Raw genomic sequence first — 19,401 nt, 5'->3', positions numbered from 1 at the left:
ACCGGACAATGTCCGGTTTTTTTATGCCCTCAGTTTTTCGCCTTGGCCGCCGCTTCCTTCAACTCCTTGAGCCGCGCCTCGATCAACTGGCACTTGTCCGGAAACTTCGCGCTTTCGGTGTCCAGGTCCATCTGCTGCAGTTCGTCGTTGATTTCCTTGGCCTTGGTCGGGTTCTGCTGGGTGAGGGTGCTGACCTCCTTGGCCAGTTGTTCGCGTTTTTGCGTGGCTTCTTCCGGGGTACAGGCCCAGGCGGGCAAGGCGCTCAACAGGGTGGCGGCGACAGCCAGTTGCATCAGGGTTTTCATGGGGTAGACCTCCTTGGCGGTGATACCCGGTTGAGGGCACCGGCCGGCGAAAAGTTCAGTGCAATCACGCCCGTCGACCCGGCTGAACGGTGCCCGCACCCACAGGTCACAACCTTTGAAGGCAGCCAGCCGGTGTGCCTGCAGGAGGATTGAGGATGAGCACTTACAATTGGGATCTGATCGAACGTCTGTTGCATGAAGTGCAAAACGGCGAGGGCAGCTTTGCCCCGCGCAAATATGCCGAACAGGAAGCCGCCGAGAAGGCCACGGCCGGCGAGTTCAACGGTGACCTTGATGCGCTGAAAAAGACTGCCGCCGACTACGAGGCATTGTTGTTCAAGCGCGGCTTTATCGAGTCCCGGCCCGAGGATGAGGGCGGCAACGGTGAGAACTTCATTTTGACGCCGCTGGGTGCGCGGCTGCTGGCGCTGATCGACAGCTCCATCCCGGGTAACAATCATCCGCGCCAGGTGCTGGACGAGCAGGCTGACGCGCTGGACCCGGCGACGTTCGAGGTGGTGGCCTCCAAGGCGCAGATCGCCTGAGCACTCGCAAACTGTCAAATAGGTAATCTGGCGCTAAGCCAACTGACAGGCGCCGGTCCCTACTCTGCGGTCATTCAATTGACGGGAATGGAATCGGCATGCACCCCAACACTTCTCGACGAACCTTCGTCAAAGGCTTGGCTGCGGCCGGCCTGCTGGGCGGCGCAGGCCTGTGGCGGCCACCGGTCTGGGCCCTGGCCAGCCCCGGGGAGCCGGGTGTGCTGGCGGGCCGCGAGTTCGAGCTGTCTATCGGCCAGACTGCGGTCAATATCACCGGCCACGTGCGCACCGCGCTGACGATCAACGGCAGCCTGCCGGGCCCGCTGCTGCGCTGGCGTGAAGGCGATACCGTGACCCTGCGCGTGCGCAATCGCCTGGCGCAGCCGACGTCGATCCACTGGCACGGGATTATCCTGCCGGCCAATATGGATGGCGTGCCGGGCCTGAGTTTCAAGGGGATCGAGCCGGGCGGGGTGTATGTCTACCAGTTCAAGGTCAACCAGCACGGCACCTACTGGTATCACAGCCACTCCGGGTTCCAGGAGCAACAAGGGGTCTATGGCCCGCTGGTGATCGATCCGCGGGAGCCGGAACCCTTCACCTACCAGCGCGACTATGTGGTGATGCTCACGGACTGGACCGATGAAGATCCCGCCAGCCTGATGAAGACGCTGAAGAAACAGTCCGATTACTACAACTTCCATAAACCCACCGTGGGCGACTTCATCAAGGATGTGGCCGACAAGGGCTGGTCGGCCACCGCTGCCGATCGTCTGATGTGGGCGCAAATGAAGATGAATCCCACGGACTTGGCGGATGTCAGCGGCGCGACCTACACCTTCTTGATGAACGGCCAGCCACCTGCGCAAAACTGGACCGGGCTGTTTCGCGCCGGTGAGAAGATCCGTCTGCGGTTGATCAATGGTTCGGCCATGACCTACTTCGATGTGCGTATTCCGGGCCTGAAGATGACGGTGGTGGCTGCCGATGGCCAGCCGGTAAAACCGGTCAGTGTGGACGAGTTGCGCATCGCCGTGGCCGAGACCTACGACGTGCTCGTCGAACCGAGCGCCGCCGCCTACACCCTGTTCGCCCAATCCATGGACCGCACCGGCTACGCCAGCGGCACTCTCAGCCGCCAGCCGGGCTTGCGGGCGCCGGTTCCCGCGCTGGACCCGCGCCCCTGGTTGACCATGGACGACATGGGCATGGGCGGCATGGATCACGGTGCCACGGGGGCTATGCCTGGCATGGACCACAGTGCGATGCCCGGTATGGGCCACGGCGCAATGGCAGGGATGGCGATGCCGATGCAAGGCCACCCGGCCAGCGAAACCAATAACCCGCTGGTGGACATGCAGGCCATGAGCACCTCACCCAAGCTCGATGATCCGGGTATGGGCCTGCGCAACAACGGGCGCAGGGTCCTGACCTATGCCGACTTGCGCAGCAGCTTTGCCGACCCCGATGGCCGCGAACCCGGCCGTACCATCGAGTTGCACCTGACCGGGCATATGGAGAAGTTCGCCTGGTCCTTCGACGGGGTGAAGTTCTCCGATGCCGAGCCGCTGCGGCTGACCTATGGCGAGCGCGTGCGGCTGGTGCTGGTCAACGACACCATGATGACCCACCCCATCCATCTGCATGGCATGTGGAGCGACCTGGAAGACGAAAACGGCCAGTTCATGGTGCGCAAACACACCATCGATATGCCGCCAGGTTCCCGCCGCAGCTACCGGGTGACGGCCGATGCCCTGGGGCGCTGGGCCTTCCACTGTCATCTGCTGTACCACATGGAAATGGGCATGTTCCGTGAAGTCCGGGTGCAAGAGTGAGGAGCCGAGCATGAACTCTCTATTTCGCCGCGTTGCGCTGCTGATTACGACATTCGCCCCCGTAGCGCTGGCAACCGCTCAAACCATGGACCACAGCCAGATGCACGGTATGACGCCGCCCAGCCAGAGCCGCACGCCGATCCCGGTGTTGACCGACGCAGACCGTGCAGCGGTCTACAACGCACCGGGTGGGCACAAGGTGCATGACAGCGGTCTCAACTCGTTGTTTGTCATCAATCAGTTGGAATGGCAGGGCTCCGACGATGGCAATGCCCTGGGGTGGGATGTCAACGGCTGGGTGGGCGGCGATGTTGATCGCCTGTGGTTGCGCACCGAGGGCGAGCGCGCCAAGGGCAAGACCGAAAAGGCCGAGGTCCAGGCGTTATGGGGGCACGCTATCAGCCCCTGGTGGGATGTGGTGGCCGGTATGCGCCAGGACTTCAAGCCAGGCGACAGTCAGACGTGGGCGGCCTTCGGCCTGCAAGGCATGGCCCTGTATAACTTTGAAGCCGAGGCCACGCTGTTTGTCGGCGAAGGCGGCCAGAGCGCCGCGCGTCTGGAAGGTGACTACGACATTTTGCTGACCAACCGGCTGGTCTTGCAGCCCACCGCCGAGGCCAACTTCTATGGGAAAAACGACCCCGGGCGTGGGATCGGTTCCGGCCTGGCAGACACCGAACTCGGGGTGCGGCTGCGCTACGAAATCCGCCGCGAGTTTGCCCCTTATGTCGGCGTGACCTGGAATCGCGCCTATGGCCAGACGGCCGAATACGCCAGGGATGAGGGCGAGGACCGCAGTGAAGTGCGCTGGGTCCTGGGCGTGCGCCTGTGGTTCTGAGGGCGCTGCAGTCGCCTAGGCCGCGCTGCCCTTGAGGCACTTGAGTGACTGGAAGTCGCTGCGCACCTTATCGATCCGCTGCACCAGCTTCTGGCGTTGCTGCACGGTGCTTTCGGCCATCAAGTCCACCAGCAGGCTGCGGGCCGCCGCTTCGGTCTGGGCATAGGCCTGGCGATAGTCCGCCGTCCACAGGCTTTCACGGTCCACCAGCAGTTGCTCCATCTTGCGCGGGAAATCGCTACTGGCCCGTTGATTGACTGCTGCGATGAACTGCGCCTGCCAATGGGCGCGGTTGCCGATCCATTGCTGGTTCTGCGCACCGAGGGCGGTGGACCAGGCCCGCACACGCTCCTGCTGGCTGGTGCTCAACGGGCCAAGCCAGGCATTCAGGCGTTCGCTCATGCGCTCGCTGCGGTCCTTGATCTGCTGTTCCAAGGGCGGCTTGAGGTATTCGTCCTGGCGTTTGCGCAGGTCCTTGGCCAGCGCTTGATCCATCTCGCGCACCTGCTGCTCATCCAGCCCGCGCAGCAACTCGATGGCTGACGGGGTGATCTGCCGGGCGACGTCGGCGATTGCCAGCTTGGCTTCGAGGGTGCGGGTTTGCAGGGCGGCATCGCTGACTTGATGGTTGTCGACCATCTGTTGCAGGCGGTCGAGCCAGTCCAGGTAGCCGGGCAATTGGGTGGTGCAGTGCCAGGCCAGGTGTTCCTTGAGGGTGTCGTTGAACCAGCTTTTCTGCCCGGCGTTCATGTCCAGGTAGTCGTTGAGGGTCCAGGGGATGATCACATCGAGATTGCGATAGGCCAGACCCACGCGATTGCAGCCGGCCAGCAGGACGCTCAGGGCCAGCAAGGCCACCAGGATTCTTAACCGACGCAGCATGGGCGAGTCCTTGCACAGACCAGGGATGTTTATCTGAACCCGCCGGGGGCGTGACAGTTCAGCCCATCAATAAAACGACCGCTCGGCCTTTAGGGTCAACAGGCCATCACATTGCGAATTGTGTCCGGAGTAGGCCGAGCAGTCGCTGCCGTTGAGGCTGGAGTCGCTGTAGATCAGGTCCAGGTCCATGCCCATCCATGGCCGCGAGAATTTCACCGACCAGTCGCTGAAGCTGCGGATTGAGCCGCCCTCCACCGAGGCTGGGGCGCCCAACTGATGAGTGGTGTACTTCATGCTCACGCCAATGCCGAAGGGTTGGGTCCCGCCCAGGTCGGCAAACAGGGTGCTGTCGCGCCGGTCGGGGTCGTTGCCCAGTGACACGCCAAACCGATTGCCCAGCAGGTTCAGGCCGCCGTAGAACTCCTGGCTGTCGAGGGGGCTGAGCTTGGGGTAGCTGTAGTGAATCATCCCCAGCTCATAGCCCAGGGTCTGGTCGAACGGGCGCTTGAAGCCCATGTAGGAATCGACTTCGAGGTTGCTGGCGGGCGACAGGCCCATGCTCGGTGAAAACTGGCCGAAATACAGGCCGCTGGCGTGGGTGAGGTCGAGGCCGCCGTGGAACGAGTTGCTGCCCGGAGCGGTGGGTTTGACCAGGCCCTGGGCCATGCTGCGGCTGGGGGTGGTTCCCAGTTTCAAGTCGAAGTCGCCCAGTTCACGCTGGAAAACCTGCGCTTGGGCGAGGGGGCTGGCGAGCAGGGCGCTGACCAGGAATATGCAGGGCTTGAGCATGCGTCACTCCATGAAAAGCGAGGAGCAGTAACCGAAGGAATCGGGCAAACGCCCGTTCTAGAGGTGTGCAAGCATACCGGCGAAAGTCCGGGGTTGAGGCCCGTTCGTCGATTGGCGCAGTTGAATGTGTGTCAGGGGGAGGTTGCTTGCTCTAGTCCTAGCGCCTTGATGGCAAGGCGCTTAGGGACCAGGTGGGGTGCGTAGGCGGCTGCGCGCTTACTTTTTACCCAGGGTGATCTGCTTGGACGGGCCGAAAGTCTGGCCGCTCACGCCCTTGGCGATCTGCTGGATTTCGCCACCGGACTTGAGGAACGCGGCGATTTGGTTGTTGATCGATTCGCTGGTTTCAACGGCGGGAGCTGGCTTTGCTTTGCTGTTGGATGCTTTTACGCGCATGGCGGCCACTAACCTGTAGAAAATTAACTTGGCCAGGCATCGTACATGAAAAGCTTGACAATTGCTTGGTAAATATCTCCCAGGAATAAGCTGCGCTATTATAAAAGCCCGAAGTTGGTCTTTGATCGAAGGCCCTAACTCGCTGTTTTAAATAGAAACCATGGGTAAAAATAGCACCTGGCCATTGCTGCTCAGCTCGGGCTTGACCTGACGAGCGGGACAATTGCCCACAACTGCCCGGCAAACCCGCGATTTTTCAGGGTTGCGCGCCCGGACACGGGACCGCCGCCTTCAACTCGGGTAGAATGCCGCCCACGCAATGAGGGTATTGGAAATGGCTTTAGTCGGGCGCTACAACAGTTTGCAAGTGGTTAAACACACTAACTTTGGTTTGTATCTGGACGGTGCGCAAGATGGCGAAATCCTCTTGCCCAATCGTTATATTCCCAAAGATATTCCCAGTGAAGATGAAGACTGGCTTAACGTTTTTATTTATCTGGACAGCGATGACAAACTTATCGCCACCACTGAAAAACCAAAAGTGCAGGTGGGTGAGTTTGCCAGCCTGAAAGTGGTCGAAGTCAACAGTATCGGGGTGTTCCTCGACTGGGGCCTGCCCAAGGACCTGCTGCTGCCTTACTCCGAGGAAAAGCGCCAACTGACCGCCGGTGAATACTGTGTGGTGCACGTCTACCTCGACAAACACACCAAGCGCATCACCGCCACCGCGCGCCTGGACCGTTACCTGGACAAGACGCCGGCCAACTACACCGTGGGCCAGGAAGTCGACTTGCTGGTTGCCGAAGCCACTGATATGGGCTTCAAGGCAATTATCAACAACAAGCACTGGGGCCTGATCCACAAGAACGAAGTGTTCAAGTTCCTGCGTCCGGGCAAGGAAGAGAAGGGCTTCATCAAGGAAATCCGCGCCGACGGCAATATCAGCCTGAGCCTGCAGCCGGTCGGCGAGCAAGCGGCGTCCAGCCTGAACTCGAAGATCCTCGCCAAGTTGCGTGAAAACAACGGCAGCCTGCCGGTCAGCGACAAGAGCGATCCGACCGTGATCAGCAACTTGTTTGGCGTGAGCAAGGGCAACTTCAAGAAGGCCATTGGTGCGCTGTATAAGCAGGGTCAGATCGTGATTCATGCCGATCGCATTGAACTAAGCTGACTGCAAGCTGCTCTTGGGTGGGAGTCGCTATCGCCGGCAAGCCGGCTCCTACAGTAGGTTGTCGCCATGGGCAAAAAAGTCGTGTTTGCTTACCTCGGTACGTTATTGGCTTTTTTGGTGCTCGATGGCCTCTGGCTTGGCGTGTTGATGGGGCCGACCTACAAGGCTTTGCTGGGACCGCTGATGCTTGAACAACCGCGATGGCTGCCGGCGGCGCTGTTCTACTTCCTTTATGTATTGGGCTGTGTAGCCTTTGTGGTGGTGCCGGCGCTGGCCAGTGGTGGCTGGCAACGGGCAGCCCGCCTGGGCGCGTTGCTCGGGTTGGTCGCCTATGGCACCTATGACCTGAGCAACTGGGCGACCTTGCAAGGTTGGTCTGCGGGCCTCGCATTGATGGACATGGCGTGGGGCACCTGCCTCACGGCGGCCTGTTGTTCGTTGGGGTACGGGGCGGCGCGCCGCGTCAGCGGCTGACCCGCGCGCGGCAATCAATCAGTGCCCGGGCAGGTCGAAGCAGCAATGCGCCGGCCAGTATCAGGCCGCTGCCCGCCACCATCAGCGCCGGTTGCAAGCCGCCGCTCAGGTGACTGCTTAACGAGGCCAGCAACGGCCCACTCAACTGGCCCAGGGCAAAGCACGCCGTCAGCAACCCCGTGCCGCGTTGCGCCGCGTGGGGCGCGATTTCCCGCAGGCGTTGCATCACCAGTTGCATGCACGCCAGGAACGGCAGCCCGCAGAGCACGACGCCCAGGGCCAAACCCACGCCATTGCCCAACAAACACGCGAAGACGCCAGCCGCTTGCAGCCATAGTGTGGCCATCAACCAGTAGCGCGTGGTGTCGGGGTTGGGCTTGCGCAGGCTGACCAGCAACACGCCCAGGGCCGCCGCCAAGCCAAAGCATGGCCAGAACAGGTCTGCCTGCCAGGCGCCCTGGAACTGCGCGCTGGCCATTTGCGAGAGGAAGGTGGCGGGAATGATGTAGCCCAGGCCATACAGCAGGTAAACCCAGCCCAGATGCGCGATGCTGGCGTTGCGCCCGGCAGCGGCGCTGCTTTGTAGCTCCCCCCTGTGCGGCTTGGGCAGCAATGGCAGGATCACCAGCAACATGCCCAGAGCGACCACGCCATACACCAGCCACAGCGTCGCCGAATCCTTGCCCAGCAGGTTGGAGGCCAGTGCCAGCAATCCCGTCAGCAGGATCCCCAGCCCCGGCCCGGCAAACACCAATGCGCCCAGCCGCGGGCGCCCGGCGGCAATCGCCAGGGGTTGGCTCAGGCCGGTAATCATCACCAGCACCCAGGCGCTGGCCACGCCCGTGCCAAAGCGCAGCAGCAGGTGCGACCAGAAGCCGTTGGCCCAGAACGACGCCAGGGTCAGCAGCACACACAACCACAACCCGCCGAGCAACCGCCCGCGTATGTGGTGATGACTGCGCGCGAACATCGAGTCCACGGCCCCCACGAAGTAGCCCAAGTAGTTGGCTGCGGCGATCAGCCCGGCCTCGGTCAGGTCGATTTGCCCTTCGCTGAGCAAGTGCGGCATCTGTGGGGTAAGGGCGAAGCGGCCAATGCCCATGGCCATCATCAGGGCGATAAAACTGGCGAGTAAACGGATCAGGGGAGACATGGGGCACCTTCCTGCAGAAGCGATGACCCCAGGTTAAGGTGGATTGTTGTTCAGTAAAAATGAATAATACTGAGCAACTTGTTCAGTTAAGGAGAATGGTCGTGGAGTTCAGCCAATTGCGTATTTTCCAGGCCGTGGCCGAGGAGGGCTCCATCACCCGTGCTGCAGAGCGTCTGCACCGGGTGCCGTCGAACCTCTCGACCCGGCTCAAGCAAATGGAAGAGCAATTGGGTGTCGAGTTGTTCGTGCGCGAGCGCCAGCGCCTGCAACTGTCGCCCGCGGGCAAGGTGCTGCTCGACTACAGCACGCGGCTGTTGGCCCTGCATGATGAAGCGCACGGCGCCGTGCAGGGCGGGCAGCCGGCCGGGGACTTTGTGCTGGGCAGCATGTACAGCACCGCCGCGATCCATTTGCCAAAACTGCTGGCGCGCTATCACAAGGCTTACCCGATGGTGAACCTGCAAGTGCAGTCGGCGCCCAGTGGCGAGCTGCTCGAGGGCCTGATCACCGGGCGCCTGGATGCGGCATTGGTGGATGGCCCGCTGGCGTTGGCGACCCTGGATGGTGTGCCATTGTGCGAGGAACGTTTGCTGCTGATTTGCGAGGCGGACCACCCACCGGTACGCGGCCCGCAGGATGTGGCCGGGCGCGCGGTGTTCACCTTCCGACGCAGTTGTTCCTATCGGGCGCGCCTGGAGGCGTGGTTTTCCCACGATCGCGTGGCCATGGGCCGGGCCATCGAGATCGAGTCCTATCAAGGCATGCTTGCGTGCGTGATCGCCGGTTCCGGGGTCGCGTTGATGTCCGAGTCAATGCTCGACAGTCTGCCGGGCAAGGACAGTGTGTCGATCCACCCCCTGGCCGAGCCATTTGCCCATGCCACCACCTGGCTGATGTGGCGCAAGGGCATGCTCGGCGCTAATCTCAACGCGTGGATTGACCTGCAGCAAGCGGGCAAGACGCGTCCAGAACAGCAGGCGCACGCGATTGCCTGACCACCCCGTCAGGATTTGTATCAATTCAGTAATGGTTCGTTGCGGTTTCAGGCAAGCATTGCGTAGGACTTAGTACTACTATCTGTAGGAAGCAGCCACAGAATTCCAGCTGCTCGGCACTACCCTCAAAGGGGGCACCATGAAAGAAAAACTGCAAAACTGGCTGCACGACCTCGGCGTCGCACTCGGCTTGATCGAGCCACCGCTGCAACCGGTGCCAATCCGCACCGATGACGAACAGCGCCGCCCGCGTCGCAGGTAAGTCCGCAAAAGCGCTCAGACACAGGGTTTGAGCGCGGTTGTAGGAGCACGCAACACCGCAGATTCGATGTGGGAGTGGGCTTGCTCGCGATTACGCTAAATCAGTCACTGAAAGTTTGACTGACCTACCGTAATCGCGGGCAAGCCCGCTCCCATTTTTTGTTTGATGTTTATCGCACCCGCTCAAGCCAGCTTCACTCAGGCTGCGTCGGCCGCCGCCACCTCTGGCCGACGCGACAAGCACACTCACCAGCACAAAACTCACCACACTCACACCCAGGCTGTAGTAGATCGGTGTGTTTGCCTCCAAACCATCCTTGATCATGAACCCCAGGGATGTGACAAACCCCAATGCCATGGCGCTGATCGCGCCCGCCGTAGTGGCACGTTTCCAGTAGATCGCCCCGATCAATGGGATCAGCATGCCGCCAACCAGCAGGTTATAGGCCAGGGTCAGTGCGCTGATCACATCGCTGACTACCAGGGCGATAGCCAGCACGGCGCAGCCGGTCAGCAGGGTGAACAGGCGGTTGATGTTCAGGCTCGACTGCTTGCCGCCGCGCAGGCGCGGCAGCAGGTCCTCGGTAAGCACAGTGGATGCGGCGAGCAGGCCGGCGCTGGCGGTGGACATCATCGCCGCCAGGGCCGCCGCAATCACCAGGCCGCGCAGGCCATCGGGCAACGACAGTTTGACGATGGCGGCGAAGGCGTTGTTGACGTTGTCCAGGTCTGGGATCAGCACGTGGGCCGCCATGCCGATCAGGGCGCAGGCCAGGCCGTAGAGGATGCAGTAGAAACCGGCGAAGGTCCCCGCATACTGGGCGACCTTTGCGTCGCGGGCGGTAAATACCCGTTGCCAGATGTCCTGGCCGATCAGGATGCCGAAGAAGTAGATCATGAAGTAGGTGATGATGGTGTCCCAGCCGATGCTGGTGAAGCTGAAACTGGCCGCCGGCAGCTTGGCCACCAGCTCATCCCAGCCGCCTACGCGGTACAGGCAGATCGGCAGCAGGATAAACATCAGGCCGATGGTCTTGATCACGAACTGTACGATATCGGTCAGGGTCAGCGACCACATGCCGCCGATGGTCGAATACACCAGCACCACGCCACCGCCCAGCAGGATGGCAGCCCAGAACGGCAGGTCGAACATCACTTGCAATACGGTACCAATCCCCAGGATCGAGGTCACCGCGAGCATCAGCGCGTAGGCCAGCATGATCAGGCCGCTGGCCTGGCGGGCCGTGGGGTTGTAGCGCTGCTCCAGGACCTGGGTCACGGTGAAGATTTTCAACTTGAGCAAGGGTTTGGCCAGAAACAGGTTCAGCGCAATGATCCCTGTGCCCAGCGCCGCGCACAGCCAGAAACCGGAAATGCCATGCACATAGCCCAGGCGCACGCTGCCCACCGTGGACGCGCCGCCCAGCACCGTCGCGGCCATGGTGCCCATGTACAGCGTCGGCCCCAGGTTGCGCCCGGCGACCAGGTAGTCTTCATGGGTCTTGGCCCGGCGCATGCCGAAATAGCCGAGCACAAGCATGCCGGCGGCGTAGATAAGTACGACGAACAGATCCAGGGCCATGGTGGCGCTTCTCCAGTTATTGTTTTTATTGACTGATCAGGTAGCGCTACATCAACGGTGCGTGACGCCCGGCAGTACGCAGAGCATTTCGTACAGCAGGTTGGCGCCCAGCAACGAGGTGTTGCCGGTGGTGTCGTAGGGCGGCGAAACCTCCACCAGGTCACAACCAATCAGGTCCAGGCCCTGGCAGCCACGGATGATCTCGATCGCCTGGATGGTGGTCAGCCCGCCGATTTCCGGGGTGCCGGTGCCCGGCGCCCAGGCCGGGTCGATGCCGTCTATGTCGAAGCTCAGGTACACCGGGCCACCGCCGACTTTCTCCCGGACTTCGGCCATCAACGGCGCGAGGGAGTGGTGCCAGCACTCTTCGGCCTGGACCACGCGAAACCCCTGTTTGCGGCTCCAATTGAAGTCTTCGGCGGTATAGCCCTGGGCGCGCAGGCCGATTTGCACCACGCGGTCGCAATCGAGCAGGCCTTCTTCGACGGCCCGGCGGAAGGTGGTGCCGTGGGCGATTTTCTCGCCGAACATATGGTCGTTGACGTCGGCGTGGGCATCGATATGCACCAGCCCGACCTTGCCGTGCTTCTTGTGGATCGCCCGCAGGATCGGCAGGGTGATGGTATGGTCGCCGCCCAGGGTCAGCGGGATCACATCGTGCTTGAGGATCTCATCGTAGGACTCTTCGATGATGCGCACGGCGTCCAGCAGGTTGAAGGTGTTGATCGCCACATCGCCGATATCGGCCACCGACAGCGAGTCGAACGGCGCAGCGCCGGTGGCCATGTTGTAGGGGCGGATCATCACCGATTCGGCGCGGATTTCACGCGGCCCGAAGCGGGTGCCGGCGCGCAGTGAAGTACCGATGTCCAGGGGCACGCCGATAAAGGCCGCATCCAGGCCGGCGGCGGTTTGCAGGTGGGGCAGGCGCATCATGGTGGCGATGCCGGCAAAGCGCGGCATTTCGTTGCCGCCCAGTGGTTGGTGAAAGATCTTGTCCACGGCAGGGCCTCATCGTTGTTGTGGTTATCAGGGGGCGATTCTGCGAAATGCCAGACAAGGGAAGAATCGCTGTGGGGAAATACTTAGTTCAGATTTTTCTGAACTAATGCCTGGGGTAGACTCCACCGGGTTGCAAACCCTGTTCCCTGTAGGAGCGAGCTTGCTCGCGAAAAACGTTAACGATTACGCGGGCGTTCAGAATGTACGCGGCGCTCTCAGGTTTTTCGCGAGCAAGCTCGCTCCTACAGGGAATGGGCCTGTCAGCCGATTTTTTGCCTGGAGGTTCCATGGCCAGCGCCTTGCCCGACCTGAAACTGTTGCGCATCTTCGCAAGCGTGGTGCGCCACCAAGGGTTTGCCAGTGCCCAGCACGAGCTCAACCTGTCGACCTCGGCCATCAGTACCTACATGAGCCAGTTGGAAGGCGCGTTGGGCCTGGTGTTGTGCCATCGCGGGCGTGGCGGCTTCAGCCTGACCAGCAAGGGTGAGTTGTTTCACCAGGAGACCCTGCGCCTGCTGGGCGAACTGGAGGGCTTCGAGCAATACGCGGCGGCGCTCAAGGGCGAACTGCGCGGCACGCTCAAGCTGGGTGTGCTCGACTCCACGGTCAGCGACAAGGCCCTGCCATTCGCCGAAGTCATCGGCGCCTACAGCCTTGAGCACCCGGCGGTGCATCTGCACTTATCGGTCATGAGCCCCTACGAACTGCAACTGGGGGTGCAGGACAATCGCCTGGACCTGGCCATCGGCGCGTTCTCCAACCGCATGAGCGGCTTGGTCTACATGCCGCTGTACCGCGAGCAGCACTGGCTCTATTGCAGCTCGCGGCATCCGCTGTTCAGCGAAAGGCGCATTCCGGAGCAGGTGATCACCCAGCAACGCATGGTCGGGCGCGGTTACTGGAGCCAGGCGGAACTGGCGCGCCACGGCTTCAAGCACAGCGCCGCCACCGTAGAAAGTATGGAGGCGCAGTTGATCCTGGTGCTGTCCGGCGCCTACATCGGCTATTTGCCCGAACACTACGCCCAGGCCTGGGCCGACAAGGGCGACTTGCGGGTGCTGCTGCCGGCGACCTTTGGCTACCAGGCGCCGTTTTCGCTGATCATGCGCCGTGGGCGCAGCCGCGAGCCGTTGATCCAGACCTTCCGCGATTTACTCAAAGCACAGCTCAATCAGGCCTGAACATGTCCAGACCCCAATGCCCCCGCTGCCTGCGGCCAACCACCCACTGCCTGTGCGCACTGATCCCGCGCCTCGACAGCCGCACCCGGGTGTTGCTGTTGCAGCATCCCAGCGAGGTCAACCATGCGCTCAACACCGCACGCCTGGCCGCGTTGGGCCTCGTGAATGCGCAACTGGTGGTAGGTGAAATATTCGAAGACTTGCAGGCCTTGCTCAACCCGCCGGGCTATCAGGCGCGGCTGCTGTTTCCCGCCGAGGATGCGCAGCCTTTGCAGGCCTACAGCCCATCCAGCCAGCCGTTGCTGCTGGTGGTGCCCGACGGCACCTGGCGCAAGGCGCGCAAGTTGCTGCACCTCAACCCGCTGCTGGCGGCGTTGCCACGGGTGACGCTGGCTGAAGGGGCCGTGTCCCGCTACCGGCTGCGCAAGGCACCGGGGCCGGGGGCGCTGTCGACGGTGGAGGCGATCGTGCAGGCGTTGCAGGTGCTGGAGGCGCCGCAGTCATTCGAGCCCTTGTTGCGGCCGTTCGAGGCGCTGATCGAGGGGCAGATTGCGGCGATGGGGGAAGAGGTTTTCCAGCGCAATCATGGGGGTGACTAGCAGGGGCACCGAGGTGGGGCCATCGCTGGCAAGCCAGCTCCCACATTGACCGCGTTGCTCAAGACATGCGCGGTCAGTGTAGGAGCCGGCTTGCCGGCGATGGCGCCCACCCAAACACCGCTAACGCTCGCGCATCGCCTCCGTGCGTGCCTTCAACACCGGCTTGAGCAAGTAATCCAGCACGCTTTTCTCCCCGGTAATGATATCTACCGTCGCCACCATCCCCGGGATGATCAGCAGCGGTTTTTTCTCCCCACCCAGATGGTTCTTATCGGTGCGCACCTGGATCAGGTAGAAGCTGTTGCCCTTGTCGTCGGTAATCGTATCGGCGCCGATCAGTTCCAGTTTCGCCGCCAGCCCGCCGTAGATGGTGTAGTCATAGGCACTGAACTTGACCATCGCCTTCTGCCCCGGATGCAAGAACGCCACGTCCTGGGGCCGCACCTTGGCCTCGATCAGCAGGTTGTCTTCCAGCGGGACGATTTCCACCATGTCGCTGCCTGGCTGGACGACGCCGCCGATGGTGTTGACCTTCAATTGCTTGATCACCCCATGCACCGGCGAGACCACGGTGGTGCGGCTGACGCGGTCATCGATGGCGATGCTGGTGGCGGTGATTTTTGACAGGTCGGTGCGTTTTTCGTTGAGTTCCTTGGCGGCTTCCGAGCGGAAGGTCTGTACCGATTCGTCGATTTTGCTCTTGATCTCATTGATCGCCGACTCCGCCCGGGGGATCGCCAGGGTGGTGGCGTTCAGCGAACCGCGGATCTCCACGGCGCTGCGTTTGAGGCGCAGGATTTCCACCGGCGATACCGCACCGGTGCCCACCAGGGGCGCCGACATGTTCATCTCTTGTTGCAATAGCGCCAGGCTGGAGCTGAATTGGCCCTGCTTGGAGCGAAACTCCGCCAGTTCCTGGGTTTTCTGCCGCAGTTGTTCACTCAAGGTCCGTTGCTCGCTGCTCAAGCGGCGCTGGCGTTGTTCGAACAGTGAACGTTCGTCTTCGGCCACTTGCGGGGCCTTGGCGATCACTTCATCGGACAATTTGAACGGCCGCCCCTCGGCCTCGGCCGACAAGCGTTCGACCTGGGCGGTGAGGGCATACCGGTCGACTTCGCTCTCGCCCTTGTTCGAGCGGAACCGCGTGTCGTCCAGTTGCAGCAGTTTGTCGCCCTTGTCCACCATCTGCCCTTCACGCACATAAATCTGGGTGACGATGCCGCCCTCCAGGTTCTGGATCACTTGCACCTTGCTCGACGGGATAGCCTTGCCTTCGCCCATGGTCACTTCATCGAGTACGGCAAAGTTGGCCCATAGCAGGGCGCAGATGATCAGGCCGGCGGTCAGCCACACGATAATCCGTGAGCGGCGCGGCGAGTCCTGCAGCGCAGCGCCCGCCAGTTCGGGCATGAATTCGCTGTCGGCGGTTTTGCCAAAGCTCTTGAAATAGCCCGGTGACGTGGGAGTGGCTGACATGGTGGGGCTCCTAGACGGCGGCCGAGCCGACACGGCCCTTGCGCAGAGCATCGATCACACTTTCTTTGGGGCCATCGGCAACGATGCGGCCGTTGTCCAGCACGATCAGGCGGTCGACCAGGCTGAGCATCGAGGTGCGGTGCGTGACCAAGAGCAACGTCTTGCCCTTGACCCACAGTTCCAGGCGCTGGCGCAGGGTATCTTCGCTGCTGTTGTCCATGGCGCTGGTGGGTTCGTCCAGCAGCAGGATCGGCGGGTCGAGCAGCAGCGCGCGGGCCAGCAACACCGCCTGGCGCTGGCCGCCGGATAGCAACTGCCCGCGCTCGCCCACCGGCCGGTCGAAGCCTTGTGGGTGCTGGCGGGCCAGTTCGCTGACACCGGTCAATTCGGCCACTTCGAGCATCCGCGCATCGCTGATGTAGCGCGCGCCCAGGGTCAGGTTATCGCGCAGGCTGCCGGCCAACAGCGGCAGGTCATGGGCCACATAACCCACTTGCTGGCGCAGGTCGGCCACATCCAATTGGCGCAGGTCGAGGCCATCGAGCAGCAACTGGCCTTCTTCTGGCGCGTAAAAACCCATCACCAGGCGGCCCAGGGTGCTTTTGCCCGAGCCGCTGCGGCCGATAATCCCCACGCGTTCGCCGGCCTTGAGCTGGAAACTGACCTGGCTCAGGGCCGGGGCATTTTGCCCGGCGTAGCGGAAGGTGACCTGGCTGACTTCCAGGGCGCCGCTCAGTTGCGTGCGTTCCAGTGGGCGCTGCTGCGGGTCGCGCTCCTGGGGCAGGGCCATCAGCGCGTCGGTGCTGCGCATGGTCAACTGCGCCTGCTGGTAGCGGGTGATCAACCCGGCGATCTGCCCCAGCGGCGCCAGTACCCGGCTGCCGAGCATGTAGGTGGCCACCAGCGCGCCGACGCTGAGGCTGCCGGCGATGATGCTGTAGACCCCGGCGACAATCGTGGCCATCCCGGAAAACTGCTGGATGAACAGCGTGCCATTGGTGGCCAGCGCCGAGAGGTTGCGCGCGTGGCTGTCGAGGCGGGTGAGGGCGCCGTGGGTGCTTTCCCACTGGTGCTGGCGCTCGCTTTCGGCGCTGCAGGCCTTGAGGGTTTCCAGGCCGCTGAGGGTTTCGATCAACAGCGCCTGGCGTTCGGCGCCCAGGCTCAGGCTTTTTTGCACGGTGTCGCGCAGGCGCGCCTGGATCAGCATCGCAAAGCCGATGGTCAGCGGGAACGCACACAACGGGATGATCACCAGCCAGCCACCGAGCAGGCCGATCACCACCAGCATCAGCACGGCGAAAGGCAGGTCGATCAGGCTGGTGAGGGTCACGGCCGTGAGGAATTCGCGCAGGCCCTGGAAGTCATGGATGCTCTGGGCAAAACCGCCGATGGTCGCGGGGCGCGCTTTCATCGACATGCCGGTGATGCGCTCGAACAGGGTGGCGGAAAGAATCACATCGGTCTTTTTGCCGGCGGTGTCCAGCAGATGGGCGCGTGCCACTCGCAGCACCAGTTCGAAGCCCGTGCCGATCAGCAGGCCGATCACCAGCACCCACAAGGTCGAGGTGGCCTGGTTCGGCACCACGCGGTCGTAGGTCTGCATGACGAACAGCGGCACCATCAGGCCCAGCAGGTTGATCAGCAAACTGGCGAGGATCGCATCGCTGTACAGCCAGCGCGACAGCTTCAGGGTGTCGCGAAACCACGCCTCGACCCGGGGCACCAGCGGCGCGCGCAGGTCTTCGATCTCGTGCCGGGGCCGGGCGAACAGGGCCTGGCCGCTGTAGGCCGCTTCGAGCTCCTCGCGGCTGACCCACTGTTCGCCGCCCTCGGCTTCGCTGGGCAGGATCAGCGCCTGGCCATCCTCGCCCCAGCGCCGCAGCACCGCGCAGCGGCCTTCGTTGAGCAGCAACAGCACTGGCAGGTTCAACGCCGAGATGGCCTTCAAGTCCCGGCGCAATACCCGCGCCTGCAAGCTGGCCCGGGCCGCCGCCCGTGGCAGCAAGTCCAGGCTCAGGCGTTGCTCTGCCAAGGGCAGGCCGGCGCTCAGGCTGGAGCGGCTGACGGTACAGCCGTGCAGCTTGCACAGGATCAGCAGGCCGTCGAGCAACGGGTCATCAAAGCTCTGGCGCGGGTCGACACCCGGGTTCAGCGGTTCCATCTGGCTCACGGCGATCTGCTCCACGTGTTGGCTACTTCAGGTCAGGCAGGTGGGCTTCGCTTCTGACTTCCGACTGGGCAATGGCTTCGGCCGGCACCACCACGCGCTCCTTGTTCAGCAACTCGCCCATGTTGGCCAGCACGCGGTACATGGAGAACTCTTCGGTGTAGCGCACTTCGGTGTAGCGCCGATTGGCGTTGTACAGCTCGTTTTCACTGTCCAACAGGTCCAGCAAGGTGCGTTGGCCCAGGCCGAACTGGTCCTGGTAGGCCGCGCGTACGCGCTGGGTGGTTTCGGCGTATTCGCGGGCGGTGGGAGTCTGGATGCGCGCGTTGTCCATGGCATGCCAGGCCAGGTTGAGGTTCTCGTTGAGCATGCGCAGGGCGTTGTTGCGGATGTCCATGGCCTGGTTGATCTTGTGCGAGTCCGACGCCAGGCGGGCCTTGTCGCTGCCGCCACGGAACAGGTTGTAGTTCATCACCACGCCCACCCGCCATTCGTTGTCGTGGCCCAGGTCGCCCTGCACATTGTTATTGGCACCCACCGCCGCCTCGGCATCGAAGCGTGGGTAGAACGGCGACTTGGCCACTTCGTACTGGCTCTCGGCGGCCATCACGTCGGACTGGGCCGATTTCAGATAGGGGTTGTTCTCCAGCATGCTGCGCCGGGCGCCGAGTTGGTCGCTGGGCAGTTCGCCCTTGATCGAGGCCGGGCTTTCCAGTTCGTCCGGCATGCGCCCGACCACGCTGTAGAAGTTCGATTCGGCGTCTTGCAGGTCGACCAGGGCGGTCTGGTAGTTGTTGTCTGCCAGGGCCCGGCGGGCGGTGGACTGATCGCGGTCAGCGGTGCTGCCGATGCCGCGCTCGGTGCGCAGGCCAATCTGGTCGGTGACCCGCAGGTGCGCCTGCAGGTTGTTCTTGGCCAGTGTCAGCAGGTCGCGGCGCTTGAGCACTTCCAGGTACACCTCGACGGTGCGCAGGGCCAGGCTTTCGGCGGTGCCTCGGGTGTAATAGGCGCGGGAGTTGACCACCGCCCCGGTGCGCTGCACTTCGTTGGAGGTGTTGAAGCCGTCGAACAGCATCTGGCGCAGGCGCAGTTCCGACTGGGTGTAGTTGTCGGTCTCGGTGTGGTGGTTGCCGCCACGGGCGCGGGTGGTGCTGTTGTCGCTGTAACCGCGGCCGTAGGCGGCGTTGAGGTCGAGGCTGGGGTAGAAACCGCCCTTGGCGACTTTCACATCTTCATCAGCCGACAGCCGGCTATTACGGCTGGCATTGAGTTCCGGGTGAGTGTCCAGCGTGCTTTGGATCGCTTGGGTCAGCGACATCGCTTGGGTGTTGGTGCAGGCCATGGCGATCAGAATCGCGCTGCAGAGGGGGGTAAAGACGCGCATGGGTACCTCTCCTGTGTATCAATGTTGCTGGTCTGTCGCCATTTATTTGACGAATTTAAGGGGTCAAACCGTCTCAGGCTTGTAACAACAGAGCTAAGAACATTTGCGGGAGGACCTAAGAAGGATTTCTCATAATGGTTATGTCCAAAAAAACTTATGCGTTCTGCGCGAAGCAAGACATTGTTCAAAGCACAAGCCTTGAGTTATGTGCGCTTCGGCGCGTTTTGAGGCTCTTGGAAAGTTCAATCGCAAGTGCAAGCGGATGATGGGGTAGCGGAAAAAAGGGAATTTCAGGGTGACGGTTTTTTGTCACTTGTTCCCTTGGAAGGCTCTCTGCAGGTGGGTCAAAGCGCTGGTTGGCGGCTG

General features: G+C 62.3%; 18 protein-coding genes and 1 pseudogene. 9 read left to right on the top strand and 10 right to left on the bottom strand.

The genetic code is table 11. The features are described 5' to 3' along the window. Nucleotides 1-29: 29 nt before the first annotated feature. Complete coding sequence (locus tag AC19YY_RS25015; RefSeq protein ID WP_170043270.1) at nucleotides 30-305, bottom strand: hypothetical protein; 276 nt, start codon at nucleotides 303-305, stop codon at nucleotides 30-32. 155 nt (nucleotides 306-460) lie between these two features. Here AC19YY_RS25015 and AC19YY_RS25010 point away from each other — a divergent pair, with 155 nt between their 5' ends. From AC19YY_RS25010 to AC19YY_RS25000, 3 genes are all read left to right on the top strand, one after another. Further along, a complete protein-coding gene (locus tag AC19YY_RS25010) occupies nucleotides 461-850 on the top strand; it encodes a transcriptional regulator (RefSeq protein ID WP_169955607.1) in 390 nt (129 codons plus the stop codon). A 98-nt stretch (nucleotides 851-948) separates the two neighbouring features. Continuing rightward, nucleotides 949-2,685, top strand: a complete 1,737-nt coding sequence (locus tag AC19YY_RS25005; protein WP_500605040.1) for a copper resistance system multicopper oxidase — start codon at nucleotides 949-951, stop codon at nucleotides 2,683-2,685. Between the two features lie 10 nt (nucleotides 2,686-2,695). Beyond that, nucleotides 2,696-3,523 carry a copper resistance protein B gene (locus AC19YY_RS25000; RefSeq protein WP_500605039.1) on the top strand — a complete coding sequence of 276 codons (828 nt, stop codon included), beginning with the start codon at nucleotides 2,696-2,698 and terminating at the stop codon, nucleotides 3,521-3,523. Nucleotides 3,524-3,538: 15 nt separating this feature from the next. On the opposite strand, the gene AC19YY_RS24995 is transcribed toward AC19YY_RS25000, so the two are convergent. From AC19YY_RS24995 to AC19YY_RS24985, 3 genes are all read right to left on the bottom strand, one after another. Further along, nucleotides 3,539-4,405: a DUF6279 family lipoprotein gene (locus AC19YY_RS24995; protein WP_170043273.1), complete on the bottom strand. Its 867-nt coding sequence runs from the start codon at nucleotides 4,403-4,405 to the stop codon at nucleotides 3,539-3,541. A 66-nt stretch (nucleotides 4,406-4,471) separates the two neighbouring features. Further along, complete coding sequence (locus tag AC19YY_RS24990) at nucleotides 4,472-5,194, bottom strand: TorF family putative porin (RefSeq protein ID WP_169955611.1); 723 nt, start codon at nucleotides 5,192-5,194, stop codon at nucleotides 4,472-4,474. Nucleotides 5,195-5,410: 216 nt separating this feature from the next. Further along, on the bottom strand, nucleotides 5,411-5,590 hold the full coding sequence (locus tag AC19YY_RS24985) for a PFL_1563 family small protein (protein ID WP_007946007.1): 180 nt from the start codon (nucleotides 5,588-5,590) through the stop codon (nucleotides 5,411-5,413). Between the two features lie 334 nt (nucleotides 5,591-5,924). Between AC19YY_RS24985 and AC19YY_RS24980 the strand changes: the two genes are divergently transcribed. Next, on the top strand, nucleotides 5,925-6,761 hold the full coding sequence (locus AC19YY_RS24980) for a CvfB family protein (protein ID WP_038446825.1): 837 nt from the start codon (nucleotides 5,925-5,927) through the stop codon (nucleotides 6,759-6,761). Between the two features lie 66 nt (nucleotides 6,762-6,827). Then, nucleotides 6,828-7,235 (top strand): DUF2177 family protein, encoded by a 408-nt coding sequence (locus AC19YY_RS24975; protein WP_170043274.1) that lies wholly within the window; start codon nucleotides 6,828-6,830, stop codon nucleotides 7,233-7,235. Here the strand turns inward: AC19YY_RS24975 and AC19YY_RS24970 are convergent. Continuing rightward, on the bottom strand, nucleotides 7,225-8,388 hold the full coding sequence (locus AC19YY_RS24970) for a YbfB/YjiJ family MFS transporter (RefSeq protein ID WP_500605038.1): 1,164 nt from the start codon (nucleotides 8,386-8,388) through the stop codon (nucleotides 7,225-7,227). The genes AC19YY_RS24975 and AC19YY_RS24970 overlap by 11 nt on opposite strands. A gap of 101 nt (nucleotides 8,389-8,489) precedes the next feature. On the opposite strand from AC19YY_RS24970, the gene ptrR reads away from it, so the two are divergent. Together ptrR and AC19YY_RS24960 are read left to right on the top strand one after the other, a co-directional pair. Further along, a complete protein-coding gene (gene ptrR / locus AC19YY_RS24965; protein ID WP_170043276.1) occupies nucleotides 8,490-9,383 on the top strand; it encodes a putrescine utilization regulator PtrR in 894 nt (297 codons plus the stop codon). A 139-nt stretch (nucleotides 9,384-9,522) separates the two neighbouring features. Then, on the top strand, nucleotides 9,523-9,645 hold the full coding sequence (locus AC19YY_RS24960; protein WP_003210728.1) for a PA1414 family protein: 123 nt from the start codon (nucleotides 9,523-9,525) through the stop codon (nucleotides 9,643-9,645). Nucleotides 9,646-9,842: 197 nt separating this feature from the next. On the opposite strand, the pseudogene AC19YY_RS24955 reads toward AC19YY_RS24960, so the two are convergent. Continuing rightward, nucleotides 9,843-11,226: pseudogene (locus tag AC19YY_RS24955) on the bottom strand (sodium:solute symporter family protein). Nucleotides 11,227-11,277: 51 nt separating this feature from the next. Beyond that, on the bottom strand, nucleotides 11,278-12,228 hold the full coding sequence (speB, locus tag AC19YY_RS24950) for an agmatinase (RefSeq protein WP_170043278.1): 951 nt from the start codon (nucleotides 12,226-12,228) through the stop codon (nucleotides 11,278-11,280). A 287-nt stretch (nucleotides 12,229-12,515) separates the two neighbouring features. Here speB and AC19YY_RS24945 point away from each other — a divergent pair, with 287 nt between their 5' ends. Then, nucleotides 12,516-13,409 carry a LysR family transcriptional regulator gene (locus tag AC19YY_RS24945; protein ID WP_169955617.1) on the top strand — a complete coding sequence of 298 codons (894 nt, stop codon included), beginning with the start codon at nucleotides 12,516-12,518 and terminating at the stop codon, nucleotides 13,407-13,409. A gap of 2 nt (nucleotides 13,410-13,411) precedes the next feature. Then, nucleotides 13,412-14,008: a tRNA-uridine aminocarboxypropyltransferase gene (locus AC19YY_RS24940; protein WP_169955618.1), complete on the top strand. Its 597-nt coding sequence runs from the start codon at nucleotides 13,412-13,414 to the stop codon at nucleotides 14,006-14,008. A gap of 120 nt (nucleotides 14,009-14,128) precedes the next feature. Here AC19YY_RS24940 and AC19YY_RS24935 read toward each other — a convergent pair whose 3' ends face one another. From AC19YY_RS24935 to AC19YY_RS24925, 3 genes are read right to left on the bottom strand one after another with little or no spacing between them, the layout of a single operon-like run. Then, nucleotides 14,129-15,484: an HlyD family type I secretion periplasmic adaptor subunit gene (locus AC19YY_RS24935; RefSeq protein ID WP_169955619.1), complete on the bottom strand. Its 1,356-nt coding sequence runs from the start codon at nucleotides 15,482-15,484 to the stop codon at nucleotides 14,129-14,131. Between the two features lie 10 nt (nucleotides 15,485-15,494). After that, the gene (locus tag AC19YY_RS24930) at nucleotides 15,495-17,654 is read right to left on the bottom strand and encodes a type I secretion system permease/ATPase (protein ID WP_500605037.1); all 2,160 of its coding nucleotides are present in this window, start codon (nucleotides 17,652-17,654) and stop codon (nucleotides 15,495-15,497) included. A 22-nt stretch (nucleotides 17,655-17,676) separates the two neighbouring features. Beyond that, a complete protein-coding gene (locus AC19YY_RS24925) occupies nucleotides 17,677-19,035 on the bottom strand; it encodes a TolC family outer membrane protein (RefSeq protein ID WP_169955621.1) in 1,359 nt (452 codons plus the stop codon). Nucleotides 19,036-19,401 lie beyond the last annotated feature (366 nt).

Source organism: Pseudomonas sp. MF09156 (genome assembly GCF_059862305.1).
The sequence above is the reverse complement of the archived record's forward strand: the minus strand, read 5'-3'. Positions and strand labels throughout refer to the sequence as shown.

Excerpts from the sequence above, each read along its gene's own strand:
- AC19YY_RS25010 (WP_169955607.1), top strand. The coding sequence starts at position 461 with ATGAGCACTTACAATTGGGATCTGATCGAACGTCTGTTGCATGAAGTG.
- AC19YY_RS24990 (WP_169955611.1), bottom strand. The coding sequence starts at position 5,194 with ATGCTCAAGCCCTGCATATTCCTGGTCAGCGCCCTGCTCGCCAGCCCC.
- AC19YY_RS24935 (WP_169955619.1), bottom strand. The coding sequence starts at position 15,484 with ATGTCAGCCACTCCCACGTCACCGGGCTATTTCAAGAGCTTTGGCAAA.
- AC19YY_RS25015 (WP_170043270.1), bottom strand. The coding sequence starts at position 305 with ATGAAAACCCTGATGCAACTGGCTGTCGCCGCCACCCTGTTGAGCGCC.
- AC19YY_RS24970 (WP_500605038.1), bottom strand. The coding sequence starts at position 8,388 with ATGTCTCCCCTGATCCGTTTACTCGCCAGTTTTATCGCCCTGATGATG.
- AC19YY_RS24940 (WP_169955618.1), top strand. The coding sequence starts at position 13,412 with ATGTCCAGACCCCAATGCCCCCGCTGCCTGCGGCCAACCACCCACTGC.
- AC19YY_RS25000 (WP_500605039.1), top strand. The coding sequence starts at position 2,696 with ATGAACTCTCTATTTCGCCGCGTTGCGCTGCTGATTACGACATTCGCC.
- AC19YY_RS24945 (WP_169955617.1), top strand. The coding sequence starts at position 12,516 with ATGGCCAGCGCCTTGCCCGACCTGAAACTGTTGCGCATCTTCGCAAGC.
- AC19YY_RS24960 (WP_003210728.1), top strand. The coding sequence starts at position 9,523 with ATGAAAGAAAAACTGCAAAACTGGCTGCACGACCTCGGCGTCGCACTC.
- AC19YY_RS24995 (WP_170043273.1), bottom strand. The coding sequence starts at position 4,405 with ATGCTGCGTCGGTTAAGAATCCTGGTGGCCTTGCTGGCCCTGAGCGTC.
- AC19YY_RS24925 (WP_169955621.1), bottom strand. The coding sequence starts at position 19,035 with ATGCGCGTCTTTACCCCCCTCTGCAGCGCGATTCTGATCGCCATGGCC.
- AC19YY_RS24985 (WP_007946007.1), bottom strand. The coding sequence starts at position 5,590 with ATGCGCGTAAAAGCATCCAACAGCAAAGCAAAGCCAGCTCCCGCCGTT.
- AC19YY_RS25005 (WP_500605040.1), top strand. The coding sequence starts at position 949 with ATGCACCCCAACACTTCTCGACGAACCTTCGTCAAAGGCTTGGCTGCG.
- AC19YY_RS24975 (WP_170043274.1), top strand. The coding sequence starts at position 6,828 with ATGGGCAAAAAAGTCGTGTTTGCTTACCTCGGTACGTTATTGGCTTTT.
- AC19YY_RS24980 (WP_038446825.1), top strand. The coding sequence starts at position 5,925 with ATGGCTTTAGTCGGGCGCTACAACAGTTTGCAAGTGGTTAAACACACT.